Origin of the sequence: Erythrobacter longus, from assembly GCF_000715015.1 — a bacterium.
In the GTDB taxonomy this organism is placed as follows: domain Bacteria; phylum Pseudomonadota; class Alphaproteobacteria; order Sphingomonadales; family Sphingomonadaceae; genus Erythrobacter; species Erythrobacter longus.
Genome location: NZ_JMIW01000001.1, coordinates 599,899 through 618,162 on the forward strand (window position 1 = coordinate 599,899; position 18,264 = coordinate 618,162).

Genomic DNA, 18,264 nt, shown 5'->3' on the forward strand with positions numbered 1-18,264 from the left:
CTGGCCCTGCGGGCCGTCTTCGACTCCCCGCTCGCGGGAGGGATTTCCAAAGGAAGCCGTCATCCTGAACTTGTTTCAGGACAACAGAGTGCGGCGCTTTCCTGAGAGGGTTATCCCGAAACGAGTTCGGGATGACGAAATAGGCGGTGCCCTCTTCGTGTCTTCGTGTGAGGATAGGCGGGCGGAGCGCCACCGAGACATCCCCTCCACTATCCTGCGGATGGTCCCCGTCCCCGTTGCCGGGGAGGACTTACTCCTCCCCCATCCTGAGCGCAGCGATAAACGCCTCCTGCGGAATACTCACATTCCCATATTCGCGCATCCTCGCCTTGCCCTTCTTCTGCTTCTCCAGCAGCTTCTTCTTACGCGAAATATCGCCGCCGTAGCACTTGGCGGTCACGTCTTTGCGCATCGCGGCAATTGTCTCGCGGGCGATGATTTTGCCGCCGATGGCGGCTTGCACGGGGATTTTGAACAAGTGGCGCGGGATTAGGTCTTTTAGGCGTTCGCACATGCCGCGGCCGCGCTCTTCGGCGACGCCGGCGTGCACGATCAACGAGAGCGCATCGACGGGTTCGGCGTTCACGAGGATGTTCATCTTCACAAGGTCGCCTTCGCGGCTGCCGATTTGTTCGTAGTCGAAGGAGGCATAGCCTCGCGAAATTGATTTCAACCGGTCGTAAAAGTCAAAGACCACCTCGTTCAAGGGCAGCTCGTATGTGACCTGCGCGCGCCCGCCCACATAGGTGAGGTCGGTCTGGATGCCGCGCCGGTCCTGACACAGTTTCAGGATTGAGCCGAGATATTCATCGGGGGTGTAGATCACCGCCTTGATCCACGGTTCCTCGATCATGTCGATGCGGTTTACATCGGGCCAATCGGCCGGGTTGTGGATGTCGATCGTCTTTGCGTCCTCGGTCTTCGATTTGGAGAGGTGGACGCGGTACACCACGGATGGCGCGGTGGTGATAAGGTCGAGGTCGTACTCGCGGGAGAGGCGTTCCTGAATGATCTCGAGGTGCAGGAGCCCCAGGAACCCGCAGCGGAAGCCAAAGCCCAATGCCGCGCTCGATTCCATCTCGAACGAGAAGGAAGCATCGTTCAGGCGCAGTTTGGCAATGCTTTCGCGCAGTTTTTCAAAATCGGCGGCGTCCACGGGGAAGAGGCCGCAGAAGACGACGGGCTGGACTTCCTTATAGCCTTTGAGCGGCTCGGTTGCGCCGTTTTTGACGGTGGTGATGGTGTCACCGACGCGGGCCTGTTCGACCTCTTTGATCTGGGCTGTGATAAAGCCGATTTCGCCGGGACCCAGTTCTGGCAGTTGCTCGATCTTGGGGCGCATGCAGCCGACGCGGTCGACAAGGTGCTGGGTGCCGCCTTGCATGAATTTGATCTGCTGGCCCTTGGTAAGGACGCCTTCGATGACGCGCACGAGGATGACGACGCCGAGGTAGGGGTCGTACCAGGAATCGACGAGGCTGGCTTTGAGCGGTGCGTCGCGCTCGCCCTTGGGGGGCGGGATTTTGGCGACGACGGCTTCGAGCACCTCTTCGATGCCGATGCCGGTTTTGGCTGACGTCATGACCGCTTCGGATGCGTCGAGGCCGATGACCTCTTCGATCTCGGCCTGGACGCGCTCTGGCTCTGCGGCGGGGAGGTCGACCTTGTTGATGACGCAGACGATTTCGTGGTCGTGCTCGATCGATTGGTAGACATTGGCGAGGGTTTGCGCCTCGACCCCTTGGGCAGCGTCTACGACAAGCAGCGCGCCCTCGCATGCGGCAAGGCTGCGGGAGACTTCATAGGCGAAGTCGACGTGGCCGGGGGTGTCCATCAGGTTGAGCTGATAGGTTTCGCCATCCTTGGCGGTGTAGTTGAGGCGCACGGTCTGCGCCTTGATGGTGATGCCGCGCTCTTTCTCAATATCCATGTTATCAAGGACTTGCTCGGACATTTCACGCGCGGTGAGGCCGCCCGTGAACTGGATCAACCGGTCGGCGAGCGTCGACTTGCCATGGTCAATATGAGCAATAATAGAGAAGTTGCGGATTTTTGAGAGGTCAGTCATTTCCCCCGCCATCTAGCGGTCATAAAGCCTTATGTCATTCGCGAATATTGCAACATACAAATGCGTTACAAAGTTAAGCAAGAAGGCGCCAGTCAGGCCGCTTCAAAACGCGCCTGCGGGGCATAGGTAAACTGGGGCACACTGCCCTTCCCTAATGCTCCCCCTTGCATCTTGTGATAGCTTCCCGGCGACAATGCCGCGAGCGGCGCACCGGCTGAGGCCAGCGCATAGGGCGAGACCCGGTTGCGAGTGCACAAACCGCCTGATCCATCGTCGATCAAAGGCTGCTCAAATTCGAGCCCTTGGGTATCGCCGTTTGAGCGGATGACGGTTGCAACCGCCAGCTGTCCGCCTCCCAGATCAACTACGAATTGGGTGCCCTTTGGAACCTCATCCAGCCCCTGAATTAGCGCGCCGGTCTTAGACAAATTGCGCAGCACCACCTCGTAGGAATGATCATCGTGGATCACATTGATGCGGCGATAAACTGTGCGGCGTTTGGAGCGCTTGATCCGGTCGCCGCTGGGAGTGATTTTCCAGTTCTCACCGACCAGTTCCTTGGCCACAACTTCCACGCCCACAGGGTCTGAATAAACCGGGCCTTCCATGCGTTTGACCCCGCATGTCTTCAGCCGAGCCAGCAATTCCGTACTTTCGATCCCATTTGCGATCGTGTCCATTTCAAGCGCGCCTGCAAGAGCGACTATGGCACGCACTAATCCAAGCTCCGAGCTATCATGCCTGCCGGCTTCTTCGATCAGTTTTTCATCAATCTTGATCGCATCAAACGGCGCGCGGCGCAGATAGGCGAGTGAGGAATACCCGCTTCCAAATTCGTCCAGCGTCAGTCGAACACCCAATTTGAACAAGCGGCCAAGTGTGCGGTCAACCGCATCGGTATCACCAAAGAATACCGCTTCGCTCACTTCCAGCTCGAGGCGATGTGGGGATAAATCGGCTTCTTTGAGCGCTTCACTTACCGCATCGATAAAGCCATCTGAGGCAAACAGGGCGACAGGGACATTCACAGCGACCCTGATCGTGTCTGGCCATTGTGTCGCATGGGTACATGCCTGCTTGATCGCCCAGGTTCCAACTTCAGCAACCTGGCTGGAGCCGTCCAGAATGGAGGCGAACTCTTCTTCGTCTATCTCGCCTCGTTGATCGTGCATCCAGCAAATGTGCGCCTCAAGCGCGCGCACGGCCTCGCTGCTTGCATCAACGATAGGCTCATACTTCAGGAACAGTTGTTCGCGGCGCACTGCATCGCCCAGATTTTCTTCAAGCCGGCGGCGGAAGATCGCCTCGTTCTCAAGCTCGCCTGAGAAAAACCGATATTGCCCACGCCCGCCGTTTTTCGCCGCATAAAGCGCAAGGTCAGCAGATCGGACAACCTCGTCCATGGTGACACCGTCATGGGGCGCTACTGCGATCCCAACCGAACACCCAATGACGCACCGCCCCTCTTCAAGGGTGTAGGGCTGTTTCAGCATGGTGATGATCTTCATCGCGATCTCACCCAGCTCGCCCCGGTCATCAACATCAGGGATCATGACCTGAAATTCGTCTCCGCCAAGCCTGCCAATCTCGCATTCAACCTCGATTGAACGTCTCAGGCGATCCGACACCTGCTTTAAAAGCTCATCGCCCGCCGCATGACCCAAGGTGTCATTGACGTGCTTGAACTTGTCGAGATCAAGCATCATCAAAGCACAATTGCGCTTTGCCGCCTTGAACGCGGTCAAGGTCGTTTCGATCAGGCTCTTCATGCGATGGCGATTTGAAAGGCCGGTGAGCGAATCGTATTTCGCCAGCCGCGCCGTCTCTTCTTCGCGGTAATATTCGTCCGTTATGTCCCAGCCGGTGCCGCGAAAACCTTCATAGGTACTGCCGCGATGCGAGGGTTGTCCCGACAACCTTAGAACAGCGCCATCAGGCCTTTTTTCAGCGCGCACGGCAAAACCGGAAAACGATTTTTGTGCGCCAAGCATCAAAGCGAGCGATTTGGTCCGCCCATCGCGGTCCACAGGCACAAACACACTTGAAAGCGGTTGGCCGATGATCTCTTCAAGCGGGACATTCAGGCGATCGGCAATCGTTGCGCTCAGATAGGTCAGATTGCCTTGGGGATCGCTGGCCCAAAACCATCCGAGGCCAGATTGTTCAAGGTCATCAAGCATCGCAAGCTTTTCTCCATCGGAGAGCCTGCTAACCGCACCGCGCGAACCCGCGCCGCTTATCGATGACAAGAAACCCTTAAGGGGCACCCCGCGCCTTTCCTTTCCAAACCGCGATCACGTTAAATCCCGAAACGCTGTGTTTTCAAGGCGTAAACCCTGTTGGTTATTTTTTCGCTAATACGAGAGGTTAAACCGTGCAGAATGTCGATGTTCCCCGGTACGTTTGGGGGCACGTTTGGGGGTACGTTTGAGCAATCAGAAATGTGAGGTGAATTCATGCACGACACCGCACAATCTATCGTCTGATTTGAGCACTTATATCCACTTCGACGAAGGCTTTGGGCGCGGTCGGCATAGCGCCCGTATAGGCTGCGACGGCCGAGTTTGTGAGCGCGCCAAGCGGCTTTCCAGCCGCTTCGATCTGATAGGGAGAAACGCGGTGGCGAGTGCAAAGACCTTTTGCCCCATCGCTAATCAACTGGGTCTCAAATTCGATACCCTGAGTAAAGCCTTGAGACCGCCTGACGGTCGCGACAGCCAACTGACCATCACCCAGATCAAGCACGAATTCGGTTCCCACCGGCACGTGAAGCAAGCCTTCGATACGCGCGCCCGTCTTGGAGATGTTGCGAAGAAACACGTCATATCGGCTGTCACCATGGATCAATCCGATCCTACGGAACTCAGTCCGCCGTTCCGCACGGTATTTTTCCGGCCCACGGGGCTTGAACTCAAGCTCTTTGTTTTCAAACCGAACCAAAAGCTCTTCGATGGATATCGGGCTTGAAAAAATATAGCCTTGCAAGTGAGTGGCCCCGTGCCCCGTGACCATTGCAAGCTCGTCCTTGGTTTCAATACCCTCGGCCACTGTTTCCATTTTGAGCGCTTTGGCCATGCCCACAATCGCCGATACAAGGGCGCCGTTGTTATTGTTTTCAACCGTGCAGCCCCGCACAAAGCTCTGGTCAATCTTCAGTTTGTCAAACGGCGCATCGCGCAAGTAACTTAATGATGAATAACCCGTCCCAAAATCATCAAGCGACAGGCGCAACCCGCGCCGTTTTAGCTGTTTGAAGAGCTTTAATGTGCGCTCAAGATCGCCAACGAAGACGCTCTCAGTGATTTCCAACTCCACACGCGCAGGATCAACCCCTGTCTTGGCAAGGATGCGGTCGACGGCTGAGTAAAAGTCGTCCGATGCAAATTGAATGGGCGACACGTTGATTGCCGCGCGCACTTCATCAGGGCAACTTTGAAGCTGAATGCACACCTGCTCAAGAACCCATTCACCGATTTCGGTAATGATCCCAAGTTCTTCGGCGACAGGAATGAATTCAGCGGGGGAGACCTGTCCGCGCTCGGGATGCTCCCAACGCAAAAGCGCCTCAAGCGAGGCGACTTTATGCGTCTTTGCATCCACAATCGGCTGATACTTGATAAGCAATTCCTTGCGCGCGAGCGCGTCGCGCAGGTCGTCTTCGATCCGCTGGCGGAAATCGGCGCTCTGGCTGAGCTGACTGGAATAGAAATGATATGTTCCCCGGCCTGCGTCCTTCGCGGCATACAAAGCAAGGTCCGCGGCTTTGACAAGATCGCTTGCATCAATCCCGTCATAGGGGGCCACAGCCACACCAATCGAACAACCGATAATGGCCCGCGCTCCGTCGACCGAGTACGGCTGAGACAGCATTTGGACCAGCCGCTTTGAAAGTTCAGCAAGATCGCCGCGATCATCCATATCGGGCAGCAATATCTGAAATTCATCGCCGCCAAGCCGCCCGATTTCGCCCATGTCACCGACCATCTTCTTGATGCGCACGGCAACCTGTTTGAGCAATTCATCTCCTGCCGGGTGGCCGAGAGTGTCATTGACCTTTTTGAACCGGTCAAGATCGAGCAGCATGATCGCACAGGAGCGTTTGGCCTGCTTGAAAGTCTTGAGCGTTTGCTCAAGCTGGCGCGCCATGCGGAACCGATTGGCTAGCCCTGTGAGCGAATCATATTGAGCCGCGCGCTCTGAATCGCGCGAGTGCGCAAGGCTGCGGGTGATATCGCGCGCAGTGCCATAGAAACCCAGGAAGTCACCATGATCATCGAGGCGAGGCGTGGCAGAGATTTCCCACCACATCTCTTTCACACCGCTTGCCACCACTTTGACGTTCAGTCGCGAAATCGGGCTTCGCGAGGCAAGCCGAAATTTGAGCGGTCGCGATGTTGTCTCACCGCCTGCACCATCGTCAGTCGCGAAAACCTCAGTGAGGCACGCCCCCAGAAAATCGCCCGTTTCAGCCCCGCTAGCGACGATCGCGGCGTCCGTGAGGTAGGTAAGGTGACCAGTCCCGTCACTTTCCCAGAACCAACCCAGATTCGCAGCTTCAAGACCTGCGAGCAAAGCGGCACTGCGTTTGGGGTTATGCTGAACCGGTTTGCTTCGCGCAGGCGCAGAAGCAAGTTGTTGCCCCCCAGACAATTTTGACAGCAGACCACTCATTGGTGCCTTAAATCCTCATTGATTCACCGTCCTCGTAGTCAGAATGGGTGAAGGAAGGTTAAACTTGGCCATCACAACATCGACCATTTTCACCCGTAAGGGGCTATGGACTTATGTAAGGGCAGGCAGTTAAGTCTATCTTGCAAAGCGCGAGAGCTACGCGCATCAAGGGCTCATAAGAAAAACAACAGAAACAAGCCTATCATAAGGGGATACATGGATGTCTGGACCGAAAGTCACCTTGGAAAACGAAGCGGCGCAGTCGACCAATGCTTTGGGGCCGTTGGTGGGCCTTGCGCGTGAAGACTTTGTTGGAGCGGTTGCGGTGCTCTTGCGTGAAACCGCTTCTGACCCCAAGCGCTTGATGAAACACGCGCAAACCATGGGCGAGGACATGGTCAAGATCGTGACCGGCAAAAGCGATCTTGCGCCCAACCCCAAGGATAAACGGTTCCACGACCCCGCATGGCAGTTTAACCCATTCTTCCGAGCGGGAGCGCAATATTATCTGGCGATCCAGAAGGGCATGAACAACTGGCTCGAAGACCTTGAGCTTGATGAGCTTGAACGCAACCGCGCCAATTTCATCTCCAACATCATCATCGACAGTCTTGCCCCGACAAACACGCTTGCCGGAAACCCGATTGCGCAAAAGCAGCTGATCAATTCGGGCGGACTTTCGCTCATCAAGGGTTTGCAAAACGCCTATAACGACATCGTCCACAATCGCGGCATGGTTAGCCAGGTGGACAAGCGCCCGTTTAAGCTGGGTGAGAATATCGCGACATCCAAAGGCAATGTCGTGCATCGCACTGAAATGTATGAGCTCATCCACTACGCGCCGACCACGGACGAAGTGTATGAGATCCCCCAACTCACGATCCCGCCGCAGATCAACAAGATGTATATCAACGACCTCTCGCCTGAGAAGTCGATCATCAAATGGCAGGTCGACAATGGGGTACAGACCTTTGTGATTTCCTGGCGCAACCCGTCCAAGGATCAAGGTCACTGGGACATGTCAGACTACATTGCCTCGTGCGAAGAAGCGCTTGAGGTTGTGTCGACGATTTCGGGCTCCAAGAAGGTCAACGTATCGGCTGGGTGCTCGGGTGGTCAGACCGCTTCCGTGCTCGCCTCAAAGCTGGCTGCGACCGGCAATCCGATCCTCAACACGCTCACCCTTATGGTGTGCGTCCTCCACCCCAAACCCACCGACATCGAAGCAGGCTCTTTGGTAAGCGAGAACGGCATTCAGATCGCAAAGAAACGTGCGGCCAAGAAAGGCATCATAAAGGCCGATGATCTGGCGCGCGGATTTGCGTGGCTGCGGCCCAATGACCTTATCTGGAACTATGTCATCAACAACTACCTGCTTGGCATGGACCCACCGGCGTTTGACGTTCTTTACTGGAACTCGGATGCGACCAACCTTTCGGCAAGCCTGATGGGCGACTTCCTGACGCTTTACGAAACGCTCGCGTTCTCAACGCCGGGCGAGACCGAGATGGCCGATCACAAGATCGACCTCACCAAAGTGACAGCGGACCTGTTCATCCTTGGCGGTGTCACCGATCACATCACGCCTTGGAAAGCGACCTATCGTTCGACCCAGCTGTTCGGGTCTAAAGACGTCACTTACGTCCTGTCGCAAAGCGGTCATATGCAGGCGATCCTCAACCCGCCAACCAATCCCAAGGCCAAATATTTCGTCCAGAAGAAGAAGGGCAAACTGCCTGCAACCGCCGATGAGTGGCTCCAAGGCACCGAAGAGGTCAAAGGCAGCTGGTGGCCGTACTGGATGGAGTGGATCCAGAAGCGTTCGGGCAAGAAGGTCGCCGCGCCTCAGATTGTGGGCAATGACGAATATCCAGCGCAAGAAAGCGCGCCGGGACTCTACGTTATTGAAGAAGTCTGATAGACACCCGATCTAAAGCGCATCCAAAAGAGCTTATGGGAGGCACAGCCCGCAAGGGATCTGCGAGCCGTGTCTCCCACCCTCTTTACCCAATGAGATGCAGGCTGAAGGGTTGGAATGGACGTGAATGAATTTATGAAAGATGCGGTCGTCACCATGAAACAGGTGGCGGGACGGACGCTACGGGTTGCTACATGGAGGCTGGATCAGCCTTCCGATCATCTGCCGGTTTTGTTCTTCAATGGTATCGGTGCAAATATCGAAGCGGTCGCCCCGCTTGCCGATCATTTGAACGAGCGGCCTTTCATCATGTTCGACATGCCGGGTGTGGGCGAATCGCCTGATCCCTTGCTGCCCTATAACCCCTTCACCATCAGCTGGACCGCGGCCCAATTGCTTGACCAATTGGGTGTTGGCGATGTGGATGTCATGGGCATCAGCTGGGGCGGCGGGATCGCACAGCATTTCGCCATGCAGCACGCAGAGCGCAGCCGCCGCGTCATCCTGATCGCGACGAGTGCGGGCATGTTGATGATGCCGGGAAGCCCAAAGGCGCTTACCAAAATGGCTAATCCGCGCCGCTATGTCGATGCCGATTACATGATCAAAAACTTTGAGACATTGTACGGTGACGGCCTTGGCAAGAGCAAAGGCAAAGGCGGGCATATGTCGCGCCTTAAGCCCCCATCCCCGCGCGGCTATATGTATCAGCTGATCTGTATGCTCGGCTGGACCAGCGCGCCTGCTCTGCCATTCTTGCTGAAACAGGAAACGCTCATCATGATGGGCGATGACGATGCGATTGTGCCACTTGCCAACGGCAAGTTTCTCAACATGCTGATCCCGAATTCAGAATTGGTGGTGATGGAAGGCGGCGGACATTTGTTCCTGCTAAGCCACGAGGAAGAAAGCATTTCAGCGATCCAGTCTTTCCTTAACCGGAAAGAAGGTGCGGCCGGGAAAAGCCAAGCCGCTTAAGCGCCCCTCCTGAGTGCGACGTCTAAGAGCGGCGCCTAAGCTTGGGGCAACCACTCTTCCAGGATAGCGTTCACTTCATCAGGTGCATCTTGTTGCACCCAATGCGACACACCTGGCAGGCGTTTCAGCGTGAAATCGCTCACCCATTCATCTGTGCCTTGCGTGCAGTGAATGTTTAGTGCGACGTCCTCTTCGCCCCAAACCATCAATGTCGGCACGTCCACTCGCCCATCGCCAAGGTCGATGGTGTCACGATGGCGCAGCAAAGCCCGGTAGTAATTGACCATAGCGGTGCGCGCACCGGGCCTGCGACTTGCATCGCTGTAAACCCTGCGTTCTTCGAGGCCAAAGCGTTCCTTGTTGCACGATGTTCTTGCGATCAAATCGCCCACCGCATCACCGCCTTTGCGCGCCAGCATCTTCTCTGGCAGCCAAGGAAGCTGGAAGGCAAATATGTACCAGCTTTTCTTGAATTGCCGCCATTTCCTGATCTCGCGCCGGGCAACCATGGGATGGGGCACATTCATAATCACGAGCCGTGTAAGCGGGCGCAGCTTCGTAATCGCAAAGGCCCAAGCAATGATCGCGCCCCAATCATGGGCAAACAAAGTGACCTTTTTGGCCCCGCTTGCATCGATCAAATCCGCGACATCCTGCGTCAGCCGGTCGAGCGCATAATCGCGCACTTCACCCGGCCGGTCTGTCGCGCCATATCCGCGAATGTTCGGTGCCCACACGCGGTATCCCTTGTCTGCAAGCAAAGGCATTTGATGCCGCCACGAATAATGCAACTCGGGAAAACCGTGGAGCAATAGCGCCAGATGATCGCCCTCTCCCGCCTCCGCGACTTCAAAGGTCAGCCCGTTTGTCTCGACAAAACGGATCGCGATCCCGCTGTCTTCAGGCGGGGTCCAGCTGGGCGTCCTATCGGTCAACCGCCTGCTCGCGTAATGCCGCAGGTGCCTTCCACAGGCAGCCGCTTTGCCTGCGAAAGCGCCGCAGCAGCAGCACGTGGGCGGTCGGTGGCAATAATGTCCACCCCGCCCTCACCCAGTTCAGCATAGCGTTCATCGGTGCCAAACCGCGCAAAGATACCGTCCAGCGACCTGTCCGGACGCCCCAGCGTGCCAAAGATCACTTCGACATCCTGGCGATCAAGATCGGTGTAGAGATCAGGGCGCACCGTGCGCGTGCCGGTAAAGGCGACTATGCTTTGCGCCGGAATTCCTGCCTCAACAATTTCGGCCAGATCACCCGGTTCATTTACCGAATAGGAAATCAGCATCTCTGGCGCGAGCTCGTAAAGCCTCAATGCCTGCTCTTTGGTATAAGCGATCAGGATCACCCCTTGCGCCATATCGGCTGCGCGAATTTCTGAGATGACGGTCGCGAAATCGGCTGTGCGCTTGAAATCGACCTGGAGCACGCTCTTGCCCCTCGCCCACTCAAGGGTGTCCGCAAATGTCGGCACCTTATAGGGCGTCACCCACCCTGCCTCATCCACCAGATTGAGCTGAGACACCTCAGCCCATGGCACATCGGTCACAGCGCCTTTACCCGTGGTCGTGCGATCCAGCGTTCGGTCGTGCATGAGGTAGTGAACGCCGTCCGGGCTGGACGCCACGTCGATTTCCATCATAGCGGGGAGCGCATGTAGCACCGCATCCATAGTTTCAATCCCGTTTTCAGGAAGGCCCGGCGAAGGTCCCCCGCGGTGCGCCGAAATGATCGTCGCATTTGCCTCCTCAAGGCAGTCGAGCGTTGCCGACAAATCACCCTCAGTAGGCATTCCCCAAGGCCCCCCTTGAAATTGTCCCATCGCAGGGGTGGACGCAGCAAGCACAGCAGTGCTGACCGCCATCAATAACGCTTTCGATTGCACGGATTCGTTCTCCTTCACCCGCCAGATTAGCGCCCTAACCCGTCTGGACAAGCTGGTTGCCAAGACAGTTTTGATGTGAGACTTTCTCACACAAGAGAGACAGGAGAGAAACCATGCCCGCATTCGACCTAATCATCAGGGGCGGAACCATTGTCGATGGTACCGGCCAGGCGCGTTTTACCGGCGATGTTGCTGTAAAAGACGGCCTGATCGCGCAAGTCGGAGAAGTGCGCGGTGATGCAACGCGCGAGATTGACGCGAGCGGCAAAATCGTCGCGCCCGGCTTTGTCGACATCCACACCCACTACGACGGGCAGGCAACATGGGATCAGGAAATGGCTCCCTCCAGCTGGCACGGGGTCACGACAGTCGTAATGGGCAATTGCGGCGTGGGCTTTGCCCCCGCCAAACCCGACCGCCACGAATGGCTGATCAGCCTGATGGAAGGGGTAGAGGACATCCCCGGCACCGCATTGGCCGAAGGGATCACTTGGGATTGGGAGACCTTCCCGGAGTATCTCGACGCTCTCGAAAAGCTCCCTCGCGCGGTTGATGTGGGCACCCATGTGCCGCACGGGGCGGTGCGCGCCTATGTGCTGGGCGACCGTGAACAACCGGGCGCTGTGCCAACGGACGAAGACATCAAGGCGATGTCGGACATCGTCGAAGAAGGCGTTCGCGCCGGTGCTTTGGGTTTCTCCACCTCGCGCACAGTCCTGCACAAGTCCGTCGATGGCGAACTTGTGCCCGGCACCACTGCTACGGCAGAAGAACTGGTCGCGATTGGCCACGCTATGGGACGCGGCCAGAAAGCAGGCGGTCATGCCGTCTTCGAAATGGCCAGCGACCTCAAGCGCGAATGGAACGAATTTGAATGGATGGGCAAGCTAAGCCGCGAGGCGGGCGTGCCGGTAACCTTTGCAGCGCTCCAATCCATTGCCAAGGAACTGCCGCTACAAGAGCAGATCGACAAAATGCGAGCCGAAAATGACAATGGCGCCAATATCGTTGCGCAGATTGCCCTTCGCGGAAACGGTATCATCATGGCGTGGCAGGGGACAGTCCACCCCTTCGTTTATCGCCCCAGCTGGATGGCCATCGCAGATCTTCCGTGGGAAGAGCAAAAGGCGAAACTTCTCGACCCTGCGTTCAAAGCGCAATTGCTCTCTGAAACCAGCGATTACACCGACGCACCGCAGGACATTATGGAAGTCGTCGCGGTCATCACCATGGGCTGGGCGTTGCAGTACGAGATGGACGATGATTTCGACTATGAACCCGATGCAACGGCCAGCATCAATGCGCGCGGGCAAGCGGCGGGGGTTGACCCGCAGGAATACGCCTATGACCTGCTATGCCGCGACGAGGGAACCGGCTTCATCTATTTGCCGATCCTCAATTATGCGGATGGCAATCTCGATTTCCTCCACCCCTTGCAGCATTCCGATGACACGGTGAATTCCCTGTCTGATGGCGGCGCGCACTGCGGCACGATTTGCGATGCCGCATCGCCCACCTTCATGCTTGAACACTGGGTCAAGAACCGCAAACGCGGCGACCGGATCACTCTGGAAAACGCGATTAAGCGCCAGTGCCGCGACACAGCGGTGCTCTATGGCCTTGAGGATCGCGGTGTGATTGCGCCGGGCTATATAGCTGACCTTAACGTCATTGATCTGGAGCGCCTGAAACTGGGCCGTCCGTGGCTCGCCTTTGACTTGCCCGCAGGTGGAAAGCGCCTGCTGCAAACAGCACAAGGCTATGATTACACGATCAAGAATGGCACGGTGACCTTCGAAGATGGCAAGTGGACGGGCGAGGCACCGGGTGGCCTGATCCGTGGCCCACAACGCGCTGAGCTTGCCGAAGCTGCCGAATGAGCGCGTTTGTGCCCAACGCCGGAGACTGGGCCGTCATCACCGGCGCAGGGCGCGGGATTGGGCGCTGGCTGGCACAGCATTTCGCGGCCAAGGGCATGCGGATATGTGCGCTTGATATCGACGCATACGAAGCCGAGGAAACCGCGAGATTGTGCGGCACAGAGGCGCGGGCCCATGGCTGCGATGTATCGGACGCGAAAGAAACGCAGCGCGTCGCCGCAAAGCTTATCGCGCAAGGCATCGAGCCCTCGCTCCTTTGGATCAATGCGGGCGTCGGCAGCGCAGATACCTTAAGCGAAGCCAAAGCGCGCACCCTCGATTGGCTGATGGGTGTAAACGTGATGGGCCCTATGCACACCGCAAGGGCGTGGCTCCCCGTGCTGAAGGCGCAAAATGGCCCCTGCCATGTCGGCATCACCGCGAGTTCCGCCTCGGTAACGCCGGTCAGCGGACCCTTCACGCTCTATGCCACCACAAAACAGATGACCGCCGCCATTGGCGAGGCGCTCATGGCTGAACTTGCCGAGGATAAAATCGGTGTGACGATCCTTTGCCCCGGCATCCTCAACACGCAGATATGGAACGCGGCTCAAGCCCGGCCTGAGCGGTTCGGCGGTCAACGCCAGGCCCCCGATGAGGCCGGCGACCACTGGCGCGCACAGCCCGGCCCCGAAGTTCTGCAGCAAGGGCTTGAGGAAACGCTCGCCAAAGGTGGTGGATGGTGCATCATCCCAACCGAGAATGACACGGCTGAAAAAATGGCAGAGCGTCATGCCGCGCAAACAAAGGGCTTGTTCGACTACGCCGTACAATCAGAGGGCAAGTAGCACCCCTCTCCAACGGTTTCTGGATCAAGCAGGTTTGGGAACGGTAAACGCGCCCGCGCTTGCTTCGACGATGCGGCGTGCGGTTCCGCTCGCAATAGTCATCCAATACGTGCCGCCAGGCCCAAGCTTCATGCGCGCTCCCGACATCGCGAATACCTTTGCTTCCTCGACAACCAATCCGTCCCACCGAATGAAGATCGGGCTGCTTAATGGTGCGAACAGTTTCCAGATGCGCACCCGCAAACCGCGTTTACACACCTCAAACGTCACGCATCCTCGATACGATACGCCAAGCTTTTCCTTGCCGAGATAAAACCCGTTGAAACGCAAGGTCTGGATCGCCGCCTCATCACGGTCAGGGTAGTGTTCCTCAAGCACTGCCCAACCGGTCAACTTGGGCAAAAGAGCGGTCACGACGAACCAGATCGCTGCCACCAAGACCGGCGTTGCAGCGGCGTAGATCCAGACGTCCTGCGATCCACCGTTCATGGTTTGACCACGATGCCCTTGGCCGGGTCAATTTTCCCACTGATCATCTCAAGATAGGTCGCGCGCGCTGCGTCTAGTCCCTCGTGGACCTCAATTGCAACTGTGCCATCCACAGCATCAAGGAACGCGTGCCAGGTCTTGGCGATCATCTGACCCCCTTTGGCCGGGCCATGTTCCTTGAAGAACGAGACAAAGTGGTCGGGCGCAAAGAACAAAGTTGGCTTTGGCCCCGGAAGCGCGCCGGCGTCGCCGCCCATAGAGCTACGCGCCTCGATATGGGTCGCCCCGACAAGACACGAGTATTTGAGATTGTCGGTAAAGTGGTGGTGCAGCTTGCCCAAAACGTCTGCATTACCGGCAAAATCGACCGTCACACATGGGCCAATCGGCAAAGTGCCGATCGCGTCATAGGTGTGCACTTCATCATAAAGCCCGGTGCTTTCCGTAAAATCGACATTGCCCGGTGAGGTAAGGCCAATCCGTTTGATGCCCGGCGAATTTTGCTTTGCGACACTGGCAAGGCCCATCGCAGTTTTTGACGATGCGCTGGTGAGGATCACGGTCTCTGCCCCGAACCAATCTTCAGAACGCATGAAATAGTCGATCACAAAGCCGGTTTTGAACAACGGGCCATAGATCATCCGCTCGTTTTCGCGCGCTGGATCATGCTCTGGGTCCGCAGCCAAACGGTTGTAGCTGTTGTAAACCGGGCTCATCGGCTGGCGATAATCGGTCATGTCAGAAAAGCTTGCGGCGCTAATATTGCCCGGCACCACATCAAGCTGGGTTCCCATTGGAAGATAGCCGTAAACCCGCTCACCCACGGCGATTTCAGCGCATTTGCTCTCAGTCACAACAGCATGCCCCCACATGGGAACGATGCCGAGACCCTCTTCATCTGTTTTGGGCGGGAAGAAATTCCAATAGCCAAATCCATCACCCACAACCGCGTAAGTGATGTTGTTTGCCGTTACCGAAAAGCTTTCAACCTTCAGCCGAATGGAACCTTCGGCGAGTTCGCCCGACGGTACTTCGACGAGCTGCGCATGGGTCAATTCTTTCTTGCGGACGTGGACTTGTGATACGTGGACTTGTGATAGGGTCATTGGGAAAATCCTCCTCGTTCGAGGAGAGACTTAAACCATCAGCCTTCGATTTCCCAGCGCGTTGCGGCAATTGCCGGGCGCTTTTGCAAACGGTCCAGCCACGCCTTGAGCTCATCGCATTGGGCGATCCCGACCTCGCCCTGCGGGGTGAGTTCAAGCGAGCGTACGATGGGATAAAGAAAGACATCGGCAAGCGTAACCTGCGCCGCCGCATCCCCAAGCGTCCAAGCGCCGTCTTTCTGCAATTCGGCCTCAAGAAAGCCCAAAGCCCGGCTGATCTGCGGAAGCGCGCGGTTGATCTTGTCTGGATCAATGGGAAACCCTGCAACCCGGTGCATGACCCAAGGCATCACCAATCCCTCCTCAAACAAAGGGAAAATGTAGTTGTTCGCAAGCGCGATCCATTTGTCCATCACAGCGCGGTGTGATGGCTGTGCAGGCTGAAGCGCGCCACCATTATGCGCATTGTCCAGATATTGCGCGATCGACACGCTCTCGATCAACTCAAGGCCATCAACCTCCACCACGGGCACCTTGCCAAACGGGTGCCGGTTTTGGGGCGAGTTGGCAGCTGTCGCGATTGTTTCGTGAGTTAGTCCGCACTCTTCAGACGTGATCTGAACAATACGGGTGTAAGTAGATATAACTGTGCCAAAAATTTGGACCTGAGCAACATTCGCCGCACCCATTACCGGACTCTATGGCGCTTCGGGAGCATCAGTGGATGATTGCTGCTCGGCTTGCACCTCAACCATGACCCTGCCCAAATCTTCCATCCGGCGCGCAAATCCGCGCGCGCGAAGGCCGCAGGTCTGCTCAAGCTGGGTTGAATCGTTTTCGAGATATGCCGGGTAACGCTCTGCCAAAGCGACATTAATTGGCGTTCCGCGCTGCGCTTCATAACGGCCAAGGAAATAGGTCATCGCACTCACCAAACCCGTTTGCGCATCAGAGGTCATAACCCCATCATCAGACCCCAAAAGCCCGCCGATATATAGCGCGCAGTCCAGATCATCCTCTGGCGAAAAGCCTTGCCCAGATTGTTCTGTGTTTAGCGGCTCTTGGTTGTCCTGTGCCGAAACGGAAAGCCCGCTCGACATCAATGCGCCTGCGATGATCCCCCCAAGAATGCGCATTACACGCGCATCGGCATCAGCACATAAAGCGCTGGGCTCGCATCATCTTCGCGGATCAGTGTCGGAGCACCGGCATCAGCCAGATGAAGCTCAATTTCCTCTGAATCGAATTGCCCAAGAATGTCCTTCAAGTAGTTGGCGTTAAAGCCAATTTCGAAGCTATCACTGTTGTAGGTTGCCGCGAGCTCTTCGGCCGCATTACCGTTGTCTGGCGATGTGACGGACAAGGTCACCCGGTCTTTATCAAGCCCCATTTTCACCGCGCGAGTCTTCTCCGTTGCGATGGTGGCCACGCGGTCGACACCTTGGAAAAAGAGCTTGGGATCGACTTTCAAAAGCTTGTCGTTTCCGGTCGGAATAACACGGCTGTAATCGGGGAATGTTCCGTCGATCAGCTTGCTGGTCAGCACGACGCCGCCCTCGCCCGACAGAGTGAAGCGGATCTTGGAGGCTGAAAGGTCGACCATCACCGCGCCGTCCAGCGCCTCTTCAAGAAGCTTGCGCAGTTCGGCGACCGCTTTGCGCGGGATGATCACATCCGGCATCCCATCGGCGCCATCAGGCTGTGCAACGGTAAAGCGCGCCAGGCGGTGCCCGTCAGTCGCAGCCGCTTTTAACACGGGGCCGTCATCATCACTGACGTGCAGGAAAATGCCGTTCAGGTAGTACCGCGTTTCCTCGGTCGAGATCGCAAACCGGGTCGCGTCGATCATTTGCGCCAACGTGCGTGCAGGCAGTTCAAACGAGGTCGGCAGGTCGCCTTCGACGATCACAGGGAAGTCGTCGCGCGGCAAAGTCGGCAATTTGAACCGGCTGCGCCCGGCTTTCACCACCATCTGATTGTCAGAGGCATCAAGGCTGACCTGAGAACCATCGGGAAGTTTGCGAGCAATATCGAACAGAAGGTGCGCCGACACGGTGATTGCGCCCGGCGAATCCACCGAGGCCGCGCTCATCGTTTCGACCACCTGCAAATCGAGGTCGGTCGCCATCACCTTCACGTTGCCACCCTCGGCTGCTTCGATCAGCACGTTGGAGAGGATCGGAATGGTGTTACGGCGCTCAACCACTGATTGAACATGGGAGAGACAACGCAGAAGCGTCGCGCGTTCGATCGTAGCCTTCATCAGCGTAACCTATCGTCTTCGTGTTTCTGGGCCTCACAAAAGGCGCGGAATCGCCTTTAAAGAGCCTGAGTATCGAGAAAAACCTTAGCGTCACTGGCACTATGGGCAAGATTATAGCCGCTCTGGGGCAGATTCCCTTGGGGATAAGGGCGCGATGATTGCTCCATCATGGTCCAACGAGC

The 18,264-nt window shown here is 56.9% G+C and carries 14 protein-coding genes; 4 read left to right on the forward strand and 10 right to left on the reverse strand.

The annotated features are described in order from the left end of the window. Positions 1 to 250 precede the first annotated feature (250 nt). The 3 genes from lepA to EH31_RS02900 all read right to left on the reverse strand — a co-directional run bounded on the left by lepA (position 251) and on the right by EH31_RS02900 (position 6,739). Complete coding sequence (lepA, locus tag EH31_RS02890) at positions 251 to 2,068, reverse strand: translation elongation factor 4 (RefSeq protein ID WP_034958852.1); 1,818 nt, start codon at positions 2,066 to 2,068, stop codon at positions 251 to 253. A 92-nt stretch (positions 2,069 to 2,160) separates the two neighbouring features. Further along, positions 2,161 to 4,335, reverse strand: coding sequence for an EAL domain-containing protein (locus EH31_RS02895; RefSeq protein ID WP_241765808.1), 2,175 nt, complete (start codon positions 4,333 to 4,335; stop codon positions 2,161 to 2,163). 208 nt (positions 4,336 to 4,543) lie between these two features. After that, positions 4,544 to 6,739, reverse strand: a complete 2,196-nt coding sequence (locus EH31_RS02900; protein ID WP_034957962.1) for a putative bifunctional diguanylate cyclase/phosphodiesterase — start codon at positions 6,737 to 6,739, stop codon at positions 4,544 to 4,546. Between the two features lie 220 nt (positions 6,740 to 6,959). Here EH31_RS02900 and EH31_RS02905 point away from each other — a divergent pair, with 220 nt between their 5' ends. Together EH31_RS02905 and EH31_RS02910 are read left to right on the forward strand one after the other, a co-directional pair. Next, the gene (locus tag EH31_RS02905; protein ID WP_034957964.1) at positions 6,960 to 8,657 is read left to right on the forward strand and encodes an alpha/beta fold hydrolase; all 1,698 of its coding nucleotides are present in this window, start codon (positions 6,960 to 6,962) and stop codon (positions 8,655 to 8,657) included. A 117-nt stretch (positions 8,658 to 8,774) separates the two neighbouring features. Next, complete coding sequence (locus EH31_RS02910) at positions 8,775 to 9,635, forward strand: alpha/beta fold hydrolase (protein ID WP_241765809.1); 861 nt, start codon at positions 8,775 to 8,777, stop codon at positions 9,633 to 9,635. 35 nt (positions 9,636 to 9,670) lie between these two features. Here EH31_RS02910 and EH31_RS02915 read toward each other — a convergent pair whose 3' ends face one another. Beyond that, positions 9,671 to 10,570: an alpha/beta fold hydrolase gene (locus EH31_RS02915; protein WP_051698884.1), complete on the reverse strand. Its 900-nt coding sequence runs from the start codon at positions 10,568 to 10,570 to the stop codon at positions 9,671 to 9,673. Beyond that, a complete protein-coding gene (locus EH31_RS02920; protein WP_051698885.1) occupies positions 10,567 to 11,496 on the reverse strand; it encodes a glycerophosphodiester phosphodiesterase family protein in 930 nt (309 codons plus the stop codon). Before EH31_RS02920 ends, EH31_RS02915 begins: the two co-directional genes overlap by 4 nt. Before the next feature lie 134 nt (positions 11,497 to 11,630). Here EH31_RS02920 and EH31_RS02925 point away from each other — a divergent pair, with 134 nt between their 5' ends. Next, the gene (locus EH31_RS02925; RefSeq protein ID WP_034957965.1) at positions 11,631 to 13,397 is read left to right on the forward strand and encodes an N-acyl-D-amino-acid deacylase family protein; all 1,767 of its coding nucleotides are present in this window, start codon (positions 11,631 to 11,633) and stop codon (positions 13,395 to 13,397) included. Continuing rightward, entirely contained in the window at positions 13,394 to 14,224 is an 831-nt protein-coding gene (locus EH31_RS02930; protein ID WP_034957966.1) for an SDR family NAD(P)-dependent oxidoreductase, read from the forward strand. Before EH31_RS02925 ends, EH31_RS02930 begins: the two co-directional genes overlap by 4 nt. Positions 14,225 to 14,248: 24 nt before the next feature. Here the strand turns inward: EH31_RS02930 and EH31_RS02935 are convergent, their stop codons facing one another. From EH31_RS02935 to dnaN, 5 genes are read right to left on the reverse strand one after another with little or no spacing between them, the layout of a single operon-like run. Continuing rightward, positions 14,249 to 14,713 (reverse strand): hypothetical protein, encoded by a 465-nt coding sequence (locus tag EH31_RS02935; protein WP_034957967.1) that lies wholly within the window; start codon positions 14,711 to 14,713, stop codon positions 14,249 to 14,251. After that, positions 14,710 to 15,819, reverse strand: coding sequence for a DUF2855 family protein (locus EH31_RS02940; protein WP_034957969.1), 1,110 nt, complete (start codon positions 15,817 to 15,819; stop codon positions 14,710 to 14,712). Before EH31_RS02940 ends, EH31_RS02935 begins: the two co-directional genes overlap by 4 nt. A 38-nt stretch (positions 15,820 to 15,857) precedes the next feature. Next, the gene (locus EH31_RS02945) at positions 15,858 to 16,508 is read right to left on the reverse strand and encodes a glutathione S-transferase family protein (RefSeq protein ID WP_034957970.1); all 651 of its coding nucleotides are present in this window, start codon (positions 16,506 to 16,508) and stop codon (positions 15,858 to 15,860) included. 9 nt (positions 16,509 to 16,517) lie between these two features. Continuing rightward, positions 16,518 to 16,955 carry a hypothetical protein gene (locus tag EH31_RS02950; protein WP_034957971.1) on the reverse strand — a complete coding sequence of 146 codons (438 nt, stop codon included), beginning with the start codon at positions 16,953 to 16,955 and terminating at the stop codon, positions 16,518 to 16,520. Next, positions 16,955 to 18,082 carry a DNA polymerase III subunit beta gene (gene dnaN / locus EH31_RS02955; RefSeq protein ID WP_034957973.1) on the reverse strand — a complete coding sequence of 376 codons (1,128 nt, stop codon included), beginning with the start codon at positions 18,080 to 18,082 and terminating at the stop codon, positions 16,955 to 16,957. Before dnaN ends, EH31_RS02950 begins: the two co-directional genes overlap by 1 nt. Positions 18,083 to 18,264 lie beyond the last annotated feature (182 nt).

What these genes read in the sequence shown, in the direction of transcription:
- EH31_RS02920 (WP_051698885.1), bottom strand. Translation starts at nt 11,496, where the DNA reads ATGGCGGTCAGCACTGCTGTGCTTGCTGCGTCCACCCCTGCGATGGGA.
- EH31_RS02950 (WP_034957971.1), bottom strand. Translation starts at nt 16,955, where the DNA reads ATGCGCATTCTTGGGGGGATCATCGCAGGCGCATTGATGTCGAGCGGG.
- dnaN (WP_034957973.1), bottom strand. Translation starts at nt 18,082, where the DNA reads ATGAAGGCTACGATCGAACGCGCGACGCTTCTGCGTTGTCTCTCCCAT.
- EH31_RS02905 (WP_034957964.1), top strand. Translation starts at nt 6,960, where the DNA reads ATGTCTGGACCGAAAGTCACCTTGGAAAACGAAGCGGCGCAGTCGACC.
- lepA (WP_034958852.1), bottom strand. Translation starts at nt 2,068, where the DNA reads ATGACTGACCTCTCAAAAATCCGCAACTTCTCTATTATTGCTCATATT.
- EH31_RS02940 (WP_034957969.1), bottom strand. Translation starts at nt 15,819, where the DNA reads ATGACCCTATCACAAGTCCACGTATCACAAGTCCACGTCCGCAAGAAA.
- EH31_RS02935 (WP_034957967.1), bottom strand. Translation starts at nt 14,713, where the DNA reads ATGAACGGTGGATCGCAGGACGTCTGGATCTACGCCGCTGCAACGCCG.
- EH31_RS02900 (WP_034957962.1), bottom strand. Translation starts at nt 6,739, where the DNA reads ATGAGTGGTCTGCTGTCAAAATTGTCTGGGGGGCAACAACTTGCTTCT.
- EH31_RS02910 (WP_241765809.1), top strand. Translation starts at nt 8,775, where the DNA reads ATGGACGTGAATGAATTTATGAAAGATGCGGTCGTCACCATGAAACAG.
- EH31_RS02930 (WP_034957966.1), top strand. Translation starts at nt 13,394, where the DNA reads ATGAGCGCGTTTGTGCCCAACGCCGGAGACTGGGCCGTCATCACCGGC.
- EH31_RS02945 (WP_034957970.1), bottom strand. Translation starts at nt 16,508, where the DNA reads ATGGGTGCGGCGAATGTTGCTCAGGTCCAAATTTTTGGCACAGTTATA.
- EH31_RS02925 (WP_034957965.1), top strand. Translation starts at nt 11,631, where the DNA reads ATGCCCGCATTCGACCTAATCATCAGGGGCGGAACCATTGTCGATGGT.